The sequence below is a fragment of the Sphingobium sp. SJ10-10 genome (genome assembly GCF_036038995.2).
Classification (GTDB): domain Bacteria; phylum Pseudomonadota; class Alphaproteobacteria; order Sphingomonadales; family Sphingomonadaceae; genus Sphingobium.
The window spans coordinates 911,373-925,322 of sequence record NZ_CP158132.1; the positions used below are offsets into that span (position 1 = coordinate 911,373).

At 62.8% G+C, this 13,950-nt stretch carries 14 protein-coding genes; 10 read left to right on the forward strand and 4 right to left on the reverse strand.

From position 1 onward, the window contains the following. Nucleotides 1-41: 41 nt before the first annotated feature. Together VVT58_RS04390 and VVT58_RS04395 are read right to left on the reverse strand one after the other, a co-directional pair. On the reverse strand, nt 42-941 hold the full coding sequence (locus VVT58_RS04390) for a DUF481 domain-containing protein (protein WP_327754720.1): 900 nt from the start codon (nt 939-941) through the stop codon (nt 42-44). A gap of 42 nt (nt 942-983) precedes the next feature. After that, nucleotides 984-1,469 carry an RNA pyrophosphohydrolase gene (locus VVT58_RS04395; RefSeq protein WP_327754721.1) on the reverse strand — a complete coding sequence of 162 codons (486 nt, stop codon included), beginning with the start codon at nt 1,467-1,469 and terminating at the stop codon, nt 984-986. 198 nt (nt 1,470-1,667) lie between these two features. Here VVT58_RS04395 and VVT58_RS04400 point away from each other — a divergent pair, with 198 nt between their 5' ends. Both VVT58_RS04400 and VVT58_RS04405 read left to right on the forward strand, forming a co-directional pair. Further along, a complete protein-coding gene (locus VVT58_RS04400) occupies nt 1,668-3,044 on the forward strand; it encodes a deoxyribodipyrimidine photo-lyase (protein WP_327754809.1) in 1,377 nt (458 codons plus the stop codon). 35 nt (nt 3,045-3,079) lie between these two features. Beyond that, complete coding sequence (locus VVT58_RS04405) at nt 3,080-4,345, forward strand: cyclopropane-fatty-acyl-phospholipid synthase family protein (RefSeq protein ID WP_327754722.1); 1,266 nt, start codon at nt 3,080-3,082, stop codon at nt 4,343-4,345. A gap of 191 nt (nt 4,346-4,536) precedes the next feature. Here VVT58_RS04405 and VVT58_RS04410 read toward each other — a convergent pair whose 3' ends face one another. Then, a complete protein-coding gene (locus VVT58_RS04410) occupies nt 4,537-5,262 on the reverse strand; it encodes an SDR family NAD(P)-dependent oxidoreductase (protein ID WP_327754723.1) in 726 nt (241 codons plus the stop codon). Nucleotides 5,263-5,346: 84 nt separating this feature from the next. After that, nucleotides 5,347-6,825: an amidophosphoribosyltransferase gene (gene purF, locus VVT58_RS04415; protein ID WP_066557927.1), complete on the reverse strand. Its 1,479-nt coding sequence runs from the start codon at nt 6,823-6,825 to the stop codon at nt 5,347-5,349. A 184-nt stretch (nt 6,826-7,009) separates the two neighbouring features. On the opposite strand from purF, the gene ccmC reads away from it, so the two are divergent. The 8 genes from ccmC (at nt 7,010) to VVT58_RS04455 (ending at nt 13,925) form a co-directional block, all read left to right on the forward strand. Further along, entirely contained in the window at nt 7,010-7,732 is a 723-nt protein-coding gene (ccmC, locus tag VVT58_RS04420) for a heme ABC transporter permease CcmC (protein ID WP_327754724.1), read from the forward strand. A 3-nt stretch (nt 7,733-7,735) separates the two neighbouring features. Next, a complete protein-coding gene (locus VVT58_RS04425; protein WP_254911672.1) occupies nt 7,736-7,861 on the forward strand; it encodes a hypothetical protein in 126 nt (41 codons plus the stop codon). Beyond that, nucleotides 7,858-8,304 (forward strand): cytochrome c maturation protein CcmE, encoded by a 447-nt coding sequence (gene ccmE, locus VVT58_RS04430; RefSeq protein WP_327754725.1) that lies wholly within the window; start codon nt 7,858-7,860, stop codon nt 8,302-8,304. The genes VVT58_RS04425 and ccmE overlap by 4 nt, the downstream gene beginning before the upstream one ends. Nucleotides 8,305-8,316: 12 nt before the next feature. Beyond that, complete coding sequence (locus tag VVT58_RS04435) at nt 8,317-10,257, forward strand: heme lyase CcmF/NrfE family subunit (RefSeq protein WP_327754726.1); 1,941 nt, start codon at nt 8,317-8,319, stop codon at nt 10,255-10,257. After that, a complete protein-coding gene (locus VVT58_RS04440) occupies nt 10,254-10,781 on the forward strand; it encodes a DsbE family thiol:disulfide interchange protein (RefSeq protein WP_327754727.1) in 528 nt (175 codons plus the stop codon). The genes VVT58_RS04435 and VVT58_RS04440 overlap by 4 nt, the downstream gene beginning before the upstream one ends. Next, on the forward strand, nt 10,778-11,188 hold the full coding sequence (locus tag VVT58_RS04445) for a cytochrome c-type biogenesis protein (protein ID WP_327754728.1): 411 nt from the start codon (nt 10,778-10,780) through the stop codon (nt 11,186-11,188). The genes VVT58_RS04440 and VVT58_RS04445 overlap by 4 nt, the downstream gene beginning before the upstream one ends. Beyond that, nucleotides 11,185-11,856, forward strand: a complete 672-nt coding sequence (locus tag VVT58_RS04450; protein ID WP_327754729.1) for a cytochrome C biosynthesis protein — start codon at nt 11,185-11,187, stop codon at nt 11,854-11,856. The genes VVT58_RS04445 and VVT58_RS04450 overlap by 4 nt, the downstream gene beginning before the upstream one ends. A gap of 140 nt (nt 11,857-11,996) precedes the next feature. Then, nucleotides 11,997-13,925, forward strand: coding sequence for a potassium transporter Kup (locus VVT58_RS04455; RefSeq protein WP_327754730.1), 1,929 nt, complete (start codon nt 11,997-11,999; stop codon nt 13,923-13,925). Nucleotides 13,926-13,950 lie beyond the last annotated feature (25 nt).

A 13,950-nucleotide genomic window follows, 5' to 3' on the forward strand; every position in this document is an offset into this window, starting at 1 on the left:
CGACCCTATCAGAGCGGAGACGGCGCCTCCACCCCTCGGCCCTAAAAGTCGTAGGTGAGGGTCAGGCGGCTCAGCGTATCGGAATCCCGCGCCGACAGCAGCGTTTCCGATTCATATTGCACATTGTAGGAAAAGGCGGCCGACCAGCGCGTCCCAACCTTCGTCACGAGCGATGTCAGCGAATTGAGCGTATAGACGTCGCTTTCCGCATAGCCCGACGCGGTCTGCTTGAAAATCAGCGTCGGCGCCAGCCGCCAGGCGAAGTCCATGGACGCGCGGGCTCCCAATTTGGTCTCGCGCTCACCGATGATATATTTGGCGTGACGGATCGAAGGGCCTGCATCCAGCGAAAGGTCGATCGGTTTGCTGACGATCACCTTGTAACCGATGCCGGCCGAGGCGGTATAACGCTCATCATAGCCGATCGATGTGTCCCGCTCGAATTGCGTCAGCCCGTAGGCGAAGCCCCTGGGATCGAATTCATAACGCGGTTCGTAGCTGGCAGTGTAGCGTTCGCGTGACGTCACGCCATTGGCGCGGCGGTAATCGATGCTGGCGGCCAGCTTGTGCGACCATTGGATGCCTGTCCGCTTGATCGCGGCGTTGGCGCTGATGCCGAGTTCGCTGGTGGAGCCAGTGGAGCGGAATCCGCCGGCTTCGACCTTTCCCGTCCACAATTCGGTAAAGCGGGCTTCCCGAATCACGGTTTCCTGCGTGGCCTTGGTCCGTTCCTTCCAACTGTTGACCATGCGCTGGATCTCGTCGGCGGAACCGGGATTGGTCTGCTTGGCGATCTTGGCGACCGTGGCGATCTCGGTCTCATTGCCGTTGGCGATGGCCGCTTCCAGCATCTCCCGCACCGATGGCGGCAGAAGCACGGGATAGTCGGCCCAGGCAGGCGTCGACAGGAGGAGGGGAAGAAGGGCCAGGCAATGAAGCATGCGCCTCCTCATACGGGCATGATCGCTGATTTTAACCCTCTTTCAGATCAAGTCCCTGAATTCCTGTAGAATATCGCGGTAGAGCTTGCGTTTAAACGGCACGATCAGGTCGGGCAGGCTTTCCGGCTCGGCCCATTTCCACTCGCGAAATTCCGGATGCGCCGTCTGGATATCGATATCCTCGTCGGCGCCCAGAAAGCGCGCAAGGAACCAATATTGCCGCTGGCCGCGATATTTGCCGCCCCACAGCTTGCCGATCAGCTCGGGCGGCAAGTCATAGAAATGCTCTTCCCGGGCCTTGGCGATGATTTCGACATGCTCGCGGATGATGCCGGTCTCCTCGTTCAGTTCGCGGAGAGCGGCGGCCTTCATGTCTTCGCCGTCATCGATGCCGCCCTGCGGCATCTGCCAGGCTTCGACCGCATTATCGATCCGCTGGCCCACGAAGACCTGGCCATCCATGTTGACGAGCATGATACCGACGCACGGCCGGTAGGCGAGTTCTGAATCATTCGGCATCGACGCCATCTTTAGTCCCTGGTCGTTGTCCCCAGCATGCCGCCCCGGCGTTGCGCCCGGCTTGCCGCTTTGTGCAGTGCGAGAATAAGCGGCGCCACGGCGCACGTCCATGGCCGAAAATGTCCGACGCGGCGATTTGTGCAGCGCTTCGCATCAAATGGGGACAAAGGCTTGGAACCGCGCCCCGCCCATGGCATGGCCGCTTCCATGCCGAACCCCGTTCTCGTCTGGTTTCGCCAGGATCTGCGCCTTGCCGATCAGGCCGCGCTGGCCGCCGCCGTGCAGGAGGGGCCGGTGATTCCCGTCTATGTGCTGGACGATCAGGCGCCCCGTCAGTGGAAAATCGGCGGTGCATCGCGCTGGTGGCTGCATCACAGCCTGGCCAGTCTGGATGAAAATCTGCGGGACAAGGGTTCCCGCCTGATTCTGAGGCAGGGCGACTGCATCGATCAGCTCATCCAAATTGCCGAGGAGACTGGAGCCCGGCGCGTTCATGCGCTGCACCATTATGAGCCCTGGTGGCGCAATGCGGAAAAGGCGCTCGCCAAAAGGCTGGACCTTTGCCTGCACGATGGCGGGTTGTTGCTGCCGCCGGGTGCGGTGCGGACGGGCGGAGGAAACAGCTATCGAATCTACACGCCCTTCGCGCGCGCCGTGATGGAACAGATGCCCCCCGCTGCGCCAGCCCATGCGCCCTCGCATATAGACGCGCCTCCGCAATGGCCGAAAAGCGATTCGCTCGACGATTGGCGGCTTTTGCCGACGAAGCCGGATTGGGCCGCGGCCTTTTCCCGCGACTGGACGCCTGGCGAGGCGGGGGCGCGGGCCAATGTCGCGGCATTTCTGGACAAGGCGGCGGATTATGACAGAGCGCGGAACCTGCCGTCGCAGGAGGGAAGCTCGCGCCTTTCGCCCCATCTCCATTTCGGGGAGGTCTCCCCCGCCTATGTGTGGCACCGGGTTGCCGGAGCGCCCGGCGATGCGACCACCTTCCTCAAGGAACTGATCTGGCGCGATTATGCTCACACCCAGATCTGGGCGATGCCCACTTATGGTTCCGAAAATGCGCGGGAGGCGTTCGACGCCATGCCCTGGCGCGATCTTAGGGAGGCCGGAAGCGATTTCCAGGCCTGGAAAACCGGGTGCACCGGCTATCCGATCGTCGATGCGGGGATGCGCCAGCTCTGGACGACCGGCTGGATGCACAATCGCGTCCGCATGATCGCGGCAAGTTTCCTGATCAAGCATCTGCTGATCGACTGGCGGCACGGCGCGCGCTGGTTCTGGGATACGCTGGTCGATGCAAGCTACGCCAACAACAGCGTCAACTGGCAATGGGTTGCGGGCAGCGGCGTCGATGCCAATATCTTTTCGCGTATCATGGCGCCCCTGACACAGTCGGAAAAGTTCGACGCCGCCGGCTATATCAGGACATGGGTGCCGGAGTTGGCGCATCTGGACGATGATCGCATTCACGACCCCGACATTCATGGCGTGCGCCCGCCCGATTATCCGGCCAAGTGCATCGGCCACAGGGAAGGACGGGAGAGGGCTCTGGCCGCCTGGCGTCACAGCAGGCCATGATTGCGATGCCGTAAACCATCGGGCAGAATGGAAAAATGAACGCCATCGAACCTCGTCGCGGCAGGGCGGCAGTGCCGGTCAGGCGCCCGCTGGATCGCCGCAGCCACGCGTGGCTGGGCCAGCTTGCGGCCCGGCAATTTCACAAGCTGCTCGACCGCATCGATCTGGGGCTGGAGAGGGGCTCCTTGCACGCCATTCTGCCCGACGGCAGCCAGCGCTTGCTCGGCTGTCGAGAACCGGGGCCGGAATGCGAGGTTCATCTGCTGCGGTGGCGGGCGCTGCTTCGCCTGATCGCTGGCGGATCGGCGGGCTGGTACAGAGCCTGGGCGCGCGGGGAGTGGACCAGTCCCGACCCGGTTCCGCTTTTCGCCCTGTTCATGGCCAATGCCGTCAGCCTGGGCAATGTCGCCCGTCCACGCGGGCCAGCCCGCTGGATCGGCCGGGTGGTGCATTGGGCGCGCCGCAACAGCCGCAAGGGTTCACGCCGCAACATCGCCTATCATTATGATCTGGGGAATGATTTCTATGGATTGTGGCTCGACCGGACCATGCATTATTCCAGCGGCCTGTTTCGCGATCCCGATGACCGGATCGAAAGTCTCGAACGGGCGCAACAGAGGAAGGTCGACGCCATTCTCGACCGGCTCGACCTGCGCGAAGGCGACTCGTTGCTGGAGATCGGCTGCGGTTGGGGCGGCCTTGCCGAGCAGGCGATGGCGCGCTGCCCGATCCATTATGACGGGCTTACGCTGTCGGTCGAGCAGGCGCACTATGCTCGTGATCGGCTGGGGTCTGGGGCGAACATCATTCTTCGCGATTATCGCGACGCCCAGGGGCAATATGACGCGATCGCGAGCGTGGAAATGGTGGAGGCGGTAGGGGAACGCTATTGGCCCGCCTATCTTGAGGCGATCGCCAGGATGCTCAAGCCGGGAGGGCGGGCGGCAATTCAATATATATTGATCGATGACGCGATATTCGAAAGCTATGCCCGCGGGGCCGACTTCATCCAGACCTATATATTTCCGGGCGGCATGCTGATTTCAGAAAGCCGCTTTCGCGCCCTGGCGGAAGCCCGGAGCCTGGAATGGTGCGATGTCCACCGCTTTGGGCCGCACTATGCCGAAACGCTTCGGCGGTGGCGCGAACGCTTCGACCGGGCGATCGACAAGGGGCTGCTGCCCGCCAGTTTCGACCAGCATTTCGTCGATCTCTGGCGCTATTATCTGATGTATTGCGAAGGCGGCTTTCGCGGCGGCACGATCGATGTCGCGCAGGTTACGCTGGTGAAGCCGGCTTAGAATGTGAGGAATTCAGCTTAGCCTATGGCTGCAATGGATGGAGCTGACACCATTTCCGTCATCCCAGCGAAAGCTGGGATCTCGTGAGGTTAGGCCGTGCGCTATCGCCTGAGATTCCAGCTTTCGCTGGGATGACGATATTATCAACATCTGCTTAGGGCCAATTTCAGCCACGATCGAATCCCGAACGCCTAATCGATACGCGTCCGGTATCCGTCGGGCGTATCCGCAATCACCAGATCGACAATAGCGCGTCCCACAATAGCCGGCTCCTTGAGCGTCGCTGCATCTTCACCCGGAAAAGCGCGCGCGCGCATCGCCGTACGCGTGGCGCCCGGATCGACGATATGGGTACGAATGGCGGAAATATTCTTCACTTCCTCGCCATAGGCGCCGACCAGCGTTTCCAGCGCCGCTTTCGAAGCCCCATAAGCGCCCCAATAAGCCCGCGGTTTTGCGCCGACCGAGGAGGTGATGGCCACCACCCGCGCATCGCCACTCGCCCGGAGCATGCCGTCAAAGGCGGCGATCAAGGCTTGGGGCGCGGCTATGTTCAGCGTCAGCAAACGAGCGAATTCCTTCGCGTCGATGGCTGGAACCGAAGCGAGGCTGCCCAGCGTCGCCGCATTGAGAACCAATATGTCGAGCGCCTGCCAGCGGCCTGAAATGGCTTGCGCCAATCGCCCGACACTTTCGCCGTCGATCAGGTCCAGTGGCGCTATGGTCGCGCTGCCGCCGGCCTGATGGATGCGATCCTCTACCTCTTCCAGCCCGCCGTTGGTCCGGGCGGTAAGGATGACATGCGCGCCAGCGGCGGCCAATGCTTCTGCCGTGGCGGCGCCGATGCCACGGCTCGCCCCGGTGACGAGAGCAAGCTTACCGGAAAGGGGCTGGCCGGAAAGAGGCTGAGTCGACATGGAATATCCCTCATCAGGGTCAGGAAGAGACGGGGCGGAAGCTGCAAAGCGTCAGGCCCGTCCATGTAGCGAAAGAAAAGGGGTTCAGACCACCCGTTCGGCCAGCAATTCGAGCTGGTTCTGCACCACGACTTCGTCCTGGTCGGTCAGGGTCGTGGGATAATCGCCGGTGAAACAGGCATCGCAATATTGCGGCCGGATGTCTGCGCGCTTGGCTTCACCCAGCGCCTTGTACAGGCCATCGATCGAGATGAAGGACAGGCTGTCGGCGTGGATGAAATCCTGCATTCCGCCAATGTCCAGACGATGCGCCAGCAGCTTGGTTCGCTCCGGCGTGTCGACGCCGTAGAAGCAGCTATGTTTGGTCGGCGGGCTGGCGATGCGCATATGCACCTCCTTGGCGCCCGCTTCGCGCATCATCTGCACGATCTTGAGCGAGGTGGTGCCGCGCACGATCGAATCGTCGATCAGGACGATGCGCTTGCCCTCGATCAGGGCGCGATTGGCATTATGCTTCAGCTTCACGCCCAGATGCCGGACCTTGTCGCCCGGCTGGATGAAGGTGCGGCCGATATAGTGCGAGCGGATGATGCCCAGTTCGAAGGGAATGCCTGACTGCTGGGCATAGCCGATCGCTGCCGGAACGCCGCTGTCGGGCACCGGGATGACATAGTCCGCCTCGACCGGATTTTCGATGGCAAGCTGCGCGCCGATCGCCTTGCGGACGGAATAGACGCTGGAGCCGTCGACGACCGAATCGGGACGGCTGAAATAGACATGTTCGAAAATGCAGGGGCGCGCGTGCGTCTCGCCAAAGGGGCGGTGGCTGCGCACTTCGCCGTCATGTGTGACGATGACCAGTTCGCCCGGATCGATCGAGCGGACATGCTCCGCGCCCACCACGTCGAAGGCGACGGTTTCGGAAGCGAAGATGATCGAATCGCCCAGCTTGCCCATCACCAGCGGCCGGATGCCCAGCGGGTCGCGGCAGGCGACCATGCCTTCGGGCGTCATGACGATCAGCGAATAGGCGCCTTCGACCTGCTTCAGCGCATCGATGAATTTGTCGAGCAGCGTCCGGTAGGTCGAGGTGGCGACCAGATGGATGATGACCTCCGTATCGGAGGTCGACTGGAAGATCGATCCGCGGCGGATCAGTTCCCGGCGCAGCTTCATGGCATTGGAAATATTGCCGTTATGCGCGACGGCGAAACCGCCCGAACTCAGCTCTGCATAAAGAGGCTGGACGTTGCGCAGCGAGGTTTCGCCGGTAGTCGAATAGCGGACATGGCCGCAGGCCGCGCCGCCGGGAAGAGCCCGAATCACTTCGTCGCGGTCGAAATTGCCAGCCACATGCCCCATCGCCCGATGGGTGTGGAAATCATGGCCATCCCAACTGGTGATGCCCGCGGCTTCCTGGCCGCGATGCTGGAGCGCATGAAGGCCAAGAGCGACCATGGCGGATGCGGTTTCAGCGTTGAAAACGCCGAAAATGCCGCATTCCTCACGCAGTTTGTCGTCGTCGAACGGGTTCGTCGTAAACATGGGTTTTTGATGGTCCATTGCCAATCCTGTCCGCACTCATCAGGGCGGCTTTTGCGCGCATATAGTGCGTCAGGGACGGTTTGTCGCCTGTCTGTCACAAAAAAGGGGACGTGGCCGGGGGCAATCGCGATTTTCCGGCGACTTAAATTGGGAAAAAGGCCTACTGGCCTTGAGGCATTTGGAAAGCTAATAGCCTCTTCTCATGCATCGTTTCGCCAATCCTGCACGCTTCCTCAAAATTGCCCGGCCGCTGACGGTCTGGCTGTTCTGGCCGGGGCTGATTTTGCTGCTGACCGGGGCTGGCTGCGGCCTGTTCGTGACGCCGGCGGATTATCTTCAGGGCGATACGGTGCGCATCCTTTATATCCATGTTCCCGCCGCTTGGCTCGGCATGGGGGGATGGACTGGCATCGCCATCGCCGCGCTGATGCAACTGGTCTGGCGTCATCCGCTTGCCGCCGTGGCGGGACGGGCCATCGCCGTGCCGGGAGCCTTTTTCACCGCGATCTGCCTCATCACCGGATCGATCTGGGGGCGTCCGACCTGGGGCACCTGGTGGGAATGGGACGGGCGAATGACTTCCATGCTGGTGCTGTTGTTCCTCTATCTCGGCTATATCGCGCTCGCCAATGCCAGCGCGCGGCAGGGCAGCGGCGGGGTCAGTCCCGTGACTGCCATTTTCGGGCTGGTCGGAGCGATCAACATCCCGATCATCAACCGGTCCGTGGTGTGGTGGAACAGCCTGCATCAAGGCCCCAGCATCACCCTGCGCGGGTCGAGCATCGATACAGCGCTGCTCTGGCCGCTCGGTTTCACCCTGCTTGGATTTACCTTGCTTTTCGTCGCGATCGTGCTGATGCGCATGCGCGCCATATTGGCGCAGAACAAGATCGAAGCGCGGATGCAGCGGCTTGCTCGGGGATAACGGATGAATCAGTGGGCTTTCGTCATCGGCGCCTATGCGCTGACCTTGTTGGGTACGGGCCTCATCAGCCTGCTCAGTTGGCGTGCGATGCGCGGCGCTGAGAGCAAGGCAACGGCGGACCGGGCATGAAGGCGAAGCATCAAAGACTGATCTTGGCCGTGGTGGCATTGGCCGCACTGATCGGCGCAGGCCTGCTGGCGGCGTCCGCGCTCAAGGACGAGGCGGCTTATTTTTACGCCCCCAATGACGTGAAGACCAAGGGCGTCGAGCCGGGCAAGGCGATCCGGCTGGGCGGCATGGTGGTCAAGGGCAGCCTCAAGCGGGCCAGCGACGGCGTCACCATCCATTTCGACGTCACCGACGGCAAGGCGATCGTACCTGCCAGTTTCAAGGGCATTGCCCCTGATCTCTTTCGCGAAGGTTCGGGCGTGGTGGCGGAGGGGGCGTTCGATGCAGGCGGCACCTTCCAGGCCACCAATTTGCTGGCCAAACATGATGAGCGCTACATGCCGCGTGAGCTGGAAGGCATGAGCTATGACGAGAAGACCCACAAGATGAAGGCGGATCAGTGAAGCGGAGCAGGCATGATCGCTGAGGCTGGCCTTGCCGCATTATGGCTTGCCGCGTCGCTGGCCCTGCTTCAGTTGGCATTGGCGGCGATCGGCCTTGCCGGAGGCAAGAGCGAACTGCTGGGCGCGGTGCGGCCCGTGGCGGTGGCGCAGGGGGTGCTGACGGCGATGGCCTTTGCCCTGCTGATCACGCTGTTCCTGCGATCCGACATGTCGGTCCTGCTCGTCGTCACCAACAGCCATTCGATGAAGCCCTGGCTCTACAAATTCGCCGGAACCTGGGGCAATCATGAAGGGTCGATGCTGCTCTGGGTAACGGTGATGGGCGTGGCGGGCGCCGCCGTCGCCCTGTTCGAGCGGGCGTTGCGGCGCGAAACGCACATGGCGACGCTGGGCGGGCAGGCGGCGATCAGCCTCGGTTTCTACGCTTTCCTGCTTTTCGCCTCCAATCCCTTTGCTCGCATCGATCCGCCGGCTGCGGACGGGCAGGGGCTCAATCCGCTGTTGCAGGATCCAGGCCTCGCCTTCCATCCGCCGACGCTTTACCTCGGCTATGTCGGCCTGTCGGTCGCCTTTTCCTTCGCGGTGGGCGCGCTGCTGACCCGGCAGGTGGACGCCGCCTTCGCGCGCGCCATGCGGCCCTGGGTTCTGGGCGCGTGGATATTGCTGACGTTGGGCATAACGGCGGGCAGCTATTGGGCCTATTATGAGCTGGGCTGGGGCGGCTGGTGGTTCTGGGATCCGGTGGAAAATGCCTCGCTCATGCCTTGGCTGGCGGCGACGGCGCTGCTGCATAGCGTGACTGTGCTGGCGACGCGAGACGCCTTGCGCGCCTGGACGGTGATGCTGGCGGTGATTGCCTTTTCCATGTCGATGGTCGGCACTTTCCTGGTCCGGTCGGGCATTTTGACCAGCGTCCATGCCTTTGCCGTCGATCCGGAGCGTGGCACTTTCATATTGGCGCTGCTCGGCATCTACATCGGCGGAGCGCTGGCGCTGTTCGGCTGGCGCGTCGGCGCGGTTCGTGAAGGCGCGCCGTTCGAGTTGGTCAGTCGGGAAACCATGCTGGTCGTCAACAATCTGCTGCTCTCCGTGATATTGGGGCTGGTGCTGATCGGCACGCTCTATCCGCTGCTGACCGAAGCCTTTGGTCATAAGGTGTCGGTCGGCGCGCCCTATTTCGACCGCATTGCGGGTCCGGTCGCGCTAACATTGATGCTCGTCATGATCCTGGGACCTCTGACCCGCTGGCGGCGTGACCGGATGCGGGAAGTGACCCGGCGCATGACGGTCCCGCTGGCGGTGGGAATATTGGTCTTCCTCGCACTGGCGGCATTGGCCTGGGGGCGGATCGGCATATTGCCCTTCCTAGGTCTGGTGATCGCTCTGGCGGTCGCCGTGGGAAGCCTCGCGCCGCTCTGGAAGCGCAATCTGCGCCGGACGCCGCTTTTTACCTGGGGCATGGTGATCGCTCATCTGGGCTGCGCGGTCAGCTTGGCCGGCATGGCCTGCGATTCGGCCTTCACGGTGGAAAAGCTGGTGGCCGCCCGCCCCGGCGACACGGTGGAGACGGCGGGCTGGACGCTCCGTTTCAAGCAGATATTGCCGATCGCGGGCGACAATTGGACCGCGCTCCAGGCCGATATGGAAGCGAGCCGGGGCGGCGGAGAGCCGGTTCTACTGCATCCTCAGTCGCGCTTCTTCGCTTCGCCGCCGACGACCACGACGGAGGCTGCGCTGTTGACGCGCTGGAACGGCCAGCTCTACGTCGTGCTGGGGCAGGAGGCGGATGAGGGCCGCTGGCAGCTTCGCATCTGGTGGAAGCCGTTCGTGACGCTGATCTGGTTCGGCGGCTTCCTGATCGCGCTGGGCGGCGCGTTGGCAATGGTCGGGCGGGAACGGCGCGGCTGGCTGCTCAAATGGCGCGCGCGGAAGGCCATGGAGGCCACCGCATGAGGAAGCTGCTCATCTGGCTGCCGCTGGCGCTGTTCCTCGGCTTTTTCGGGCTGTTCGCGAGCGGCCTGCTGCGTCCGGACGACCGGATCATCAGCTCGAAACTGGTGGGCAAATCGCTGCCCGCCTTCGTCCTGCCTGCCGCCGCGAGCGACCGGCCGCCCCTTGCGAGCACAGAGCTCGCGACCGGCAAGCCGCGCCTGCTCAATGTCTTCGCGAGCTGGTGCGTTCCCTGTGCGGCTGAAGCGCCGCAATTGCTGGCGCTCAAGCAGGCAGGGGTGGAAATCGACGCCATAGCCATTCGCGATGCGCGCCCCGATGTCGATGCTTTCCTCAAGCGCTACGGCAATCCCTATACCCGCATCGGCCTGGATGCGCGGAGCGAGGTGCAGATCGCGCTGGGTTCGTCCGGCGTTCCCGAAAGCTTCATCATCGATGGAAAGGGCCGCATCGCCTATCAGCATGTGGGCGACATCCGGGAGGATGACGTGCCGATGATCCTCGACCGGCTGAGGAGCGCGCAATGAGGTTGGTGGTCGCCTTGCTGGCGCTGATGCTGAGCGTCCCTGTCCTCGCGCAGTCCGCTTTGCCGCCCGCGCCCTATGCCGATCGCCAGATCGAAGACCCGGCGCTGGAGAAAAAGGCGCGAATGCTCATGGAAACGATCCGCTGCCTCACCTGTCAGAGCCAGTCGATAGCCGACAGCAATGCCAGCATGGCCGGTGATCTGCGCTCGCAGATCCGTGAACGCATCATGGCGGGCGAGCAGCCCGAACATATCCGCGCCTGGCTGATCGAGCGCTATGGCGACTGGGTGAGCTATGAGCCGACAGCCGCACCGATCCTCTGGCCGCTTTGGGCCGCACCGCTGGTTCTGCTGGGGCTTGGACTGCTGCTGTTGCGCGGGCGGATCAAGCGGAGGAGGCGGTCATGACCGGTTGGATCATCGCTGCCGCATTGGTGATCATGGTGAGCGTGGCGCTTGTAGCGATCGGCCGGATTCCGCGCCCGGCCTGGGAGATCACCGCCGCTGCCCTGCTGCTGGGCCTTGCCGGCTACGCTTGGCAGGGGAAACCGGGATTGGCGGGTTCACCCCGGCAAGCGGCGGACAAAGGCGGCGCGGCCTTTGACGAGAAGCTTGCCGAACAGCGCCGGGGTCTTGCCGAGCGCTATGGCAAGGCGGGCCAGTGGCTGATGCTGTCGGATGGTCTCGGGCGTCAGGGGAAGACCAAGGAAGCGGCGAATGTACTGCTGTCCGGTCTCCGCGAAACGCCCGAAGATCCCAATTTGTGGTTGGGATTTGGCAATGCGTTGGTGGCGCATGCAGGCGGAGTGCTGTCCCCATCGGCCGATTTCGCCTATCGCCGGGCCATGGCGATCGATCCCGAAGGTCCAGCGCCGCGCTATTTTTACGGGCTGGCGCTTGCCCGTGCGGGGCAGCTCAAGGAAGCGCGCGCGCTTTGGGCGCCGCTTGCCGCCAGCGCGCCCGAAGGCAGCGAGGTCAAGAAGGAACTCGAAAGCAACATTGCGCGTATCGACGCAATGCTTGGGTCTGGGCTTGGGTCTGGGCTTGGGTCTGGGCTTGGGCCTGACAGCCGATAAGCGATCAAAGCCGCAGCGGCATCATTGCCACCACTCTGGAGCCATGATAGGGCGCGGCGGTTTGCGGGGGCTATGAAATGACAAGACGGTCGCTTCCCCGTTCGGGTGTCCAAAGATCATGACAATTCGGCATTTTCTCCATGGCTGACGAGATCACTGGCGCCGCCGTGCGCGCCGATGACGAAAGCGCCCATGATCACGGCCATGCGGGACAGAAGGCGACGCTGAAGCTGGTCGTCGGCGCGATCGGGATCGTGTTCGGCGATATCGGCACCAGCCCGCTTTACGCATTCCGGGAAACCTTTGCCGGCCATCATCATCTGGACCTGGATCCGGACCATATATTGGGCGTCATCAGCCTGATGTTCTGGTCGATGATGCTGGTAGTGACCCTCAAATATGTCACCGTCATCATGCGCGCCGACAATAAGGGGGAGGGAGGCAGCCTTGCCCTGCTGGCGCTGATCAACGGCCAGACCAAGACGCAGCGATGGTCGCGGGGGATCGTATTGCTGGGCGTGTTCGCGACATCGCTTTTCTATGGCGACTCGATGATCACGCCCGCCGTTTCGGTGCTGTCGGCGGTCGAGGGGCTGGCGGTCTATAATAGCAACCTTGCCCCGCTGATCCTGCCGGCGGCGATCATCATTCTGCTGGGCCTGTTCTGGATACAGGGATTGGGGACGAATCGCGTCGCTTCGCTGTTCGGCCCGATCATGCTGTTCTATTTCCTGACGATCGCGGTTCTGGGCATCATCAGCATCGCCAAGACGCCCGGCATTCTCTACGCGTTCAACCCTTATTGGGCCGTCATGTTCTTCGTGACCGATCCGCTGCCCGCCTTTCTCGCTTTGGGCGCGATCGTGCTGGCGGTGACGGGCGCCGAAGCGCTCTACGCCGATATGGGCCATTTCGGACGCAGCCCGATCCGGGTGTCGTGGCTGACCTTCGTCCTGCCCGCGCTGATGATGAACTATATGGGGCAGGGCGCGCTGCTGTTTCGCGAGGGCGCTTCGGCCCTGCACAGCCCCTTTTACTATCTGGCGCCGCAATGGGCCCAATTGCCGCTGGTCGGCCTTGCGACGCTGGCGGCGATCATCGCCAGCCAGGCGGTGATCTCCGGCGCCTTCTCCGTCACGCAGCAGGCGATTCAGCTCGGCTTCATGCCGCGCTTGCGGATCGCCCATACCAGCGCGTCGACCGCAGGCCAGATTTACATTCCCCTGATTAACTGGGGACTCATGGTCATGGTGATCCTGCTGGTGCTGGTGTTCCAGACCTCCTCGAACCTGACCGCAGCTTATGGCATCGCCGTCACGGGTGCGATGTTCATCGACAATGTGCTGCTCACCGTGCTGCTCTACCGCCTGTGGAAGTGGCGCTGGTATTATTCCGCGCCGTTGCTGTCGGTGCTGTTCCTGGTGGATGGCGCCTATCTGGCCGCCAATCTCACGAAAGTGCCCGCCGGCGGCTGGTTCCCGCTGCTGATCGGCTTCGTGATCTTCACGCTGCTCACCACCTGGTCGCGGGGACGCCGACTGGTGCAGGACCGGCTGCGCGAAGCGGCCATGCCGATCCCTGTCTTCGTCGCGTCCGCCGCGAACAGCGCCGTCCGGGTACCGGGCACGGCGGTTTTCATGACCTCGACGCCCGACGGCGTGCCTCATGCGTTGCTGCACAATCTCAAGCACAACAAAGTCTTGCATGAGCGCGTCATCTTGTTGACCGTCAAGATCAAGGATGTGCCGGTGGTCGAGGATGATGGGCGTTGCAGGCTGGAGGATCTGGGTCGGGGATTCTTCCGCCTGGTCCTGCAATATGGCTTCATGCAGGAGCCTGACGTTCCGGCCGCGCTCAAGAATGTGACTGGCTGCGGTCAGGCGTTCAGGATGATGGACACCAGCTTCTTCCTCGCGCGGCAGACCCTGCTGCCGTCCGCCAAGCCGGGCATGCCGCTCTGGCGTGAGAAGATTTTCGCCTGGATGCTACGTAACGCGGAAAGCGCGATGGAATTCTTCCGGCTGCCGACCAATCGCGTGGTCGAACTGGGCAGTCAGGTCGAGATCTGATCTAGAAAAACGGGGCGCGGCAGGA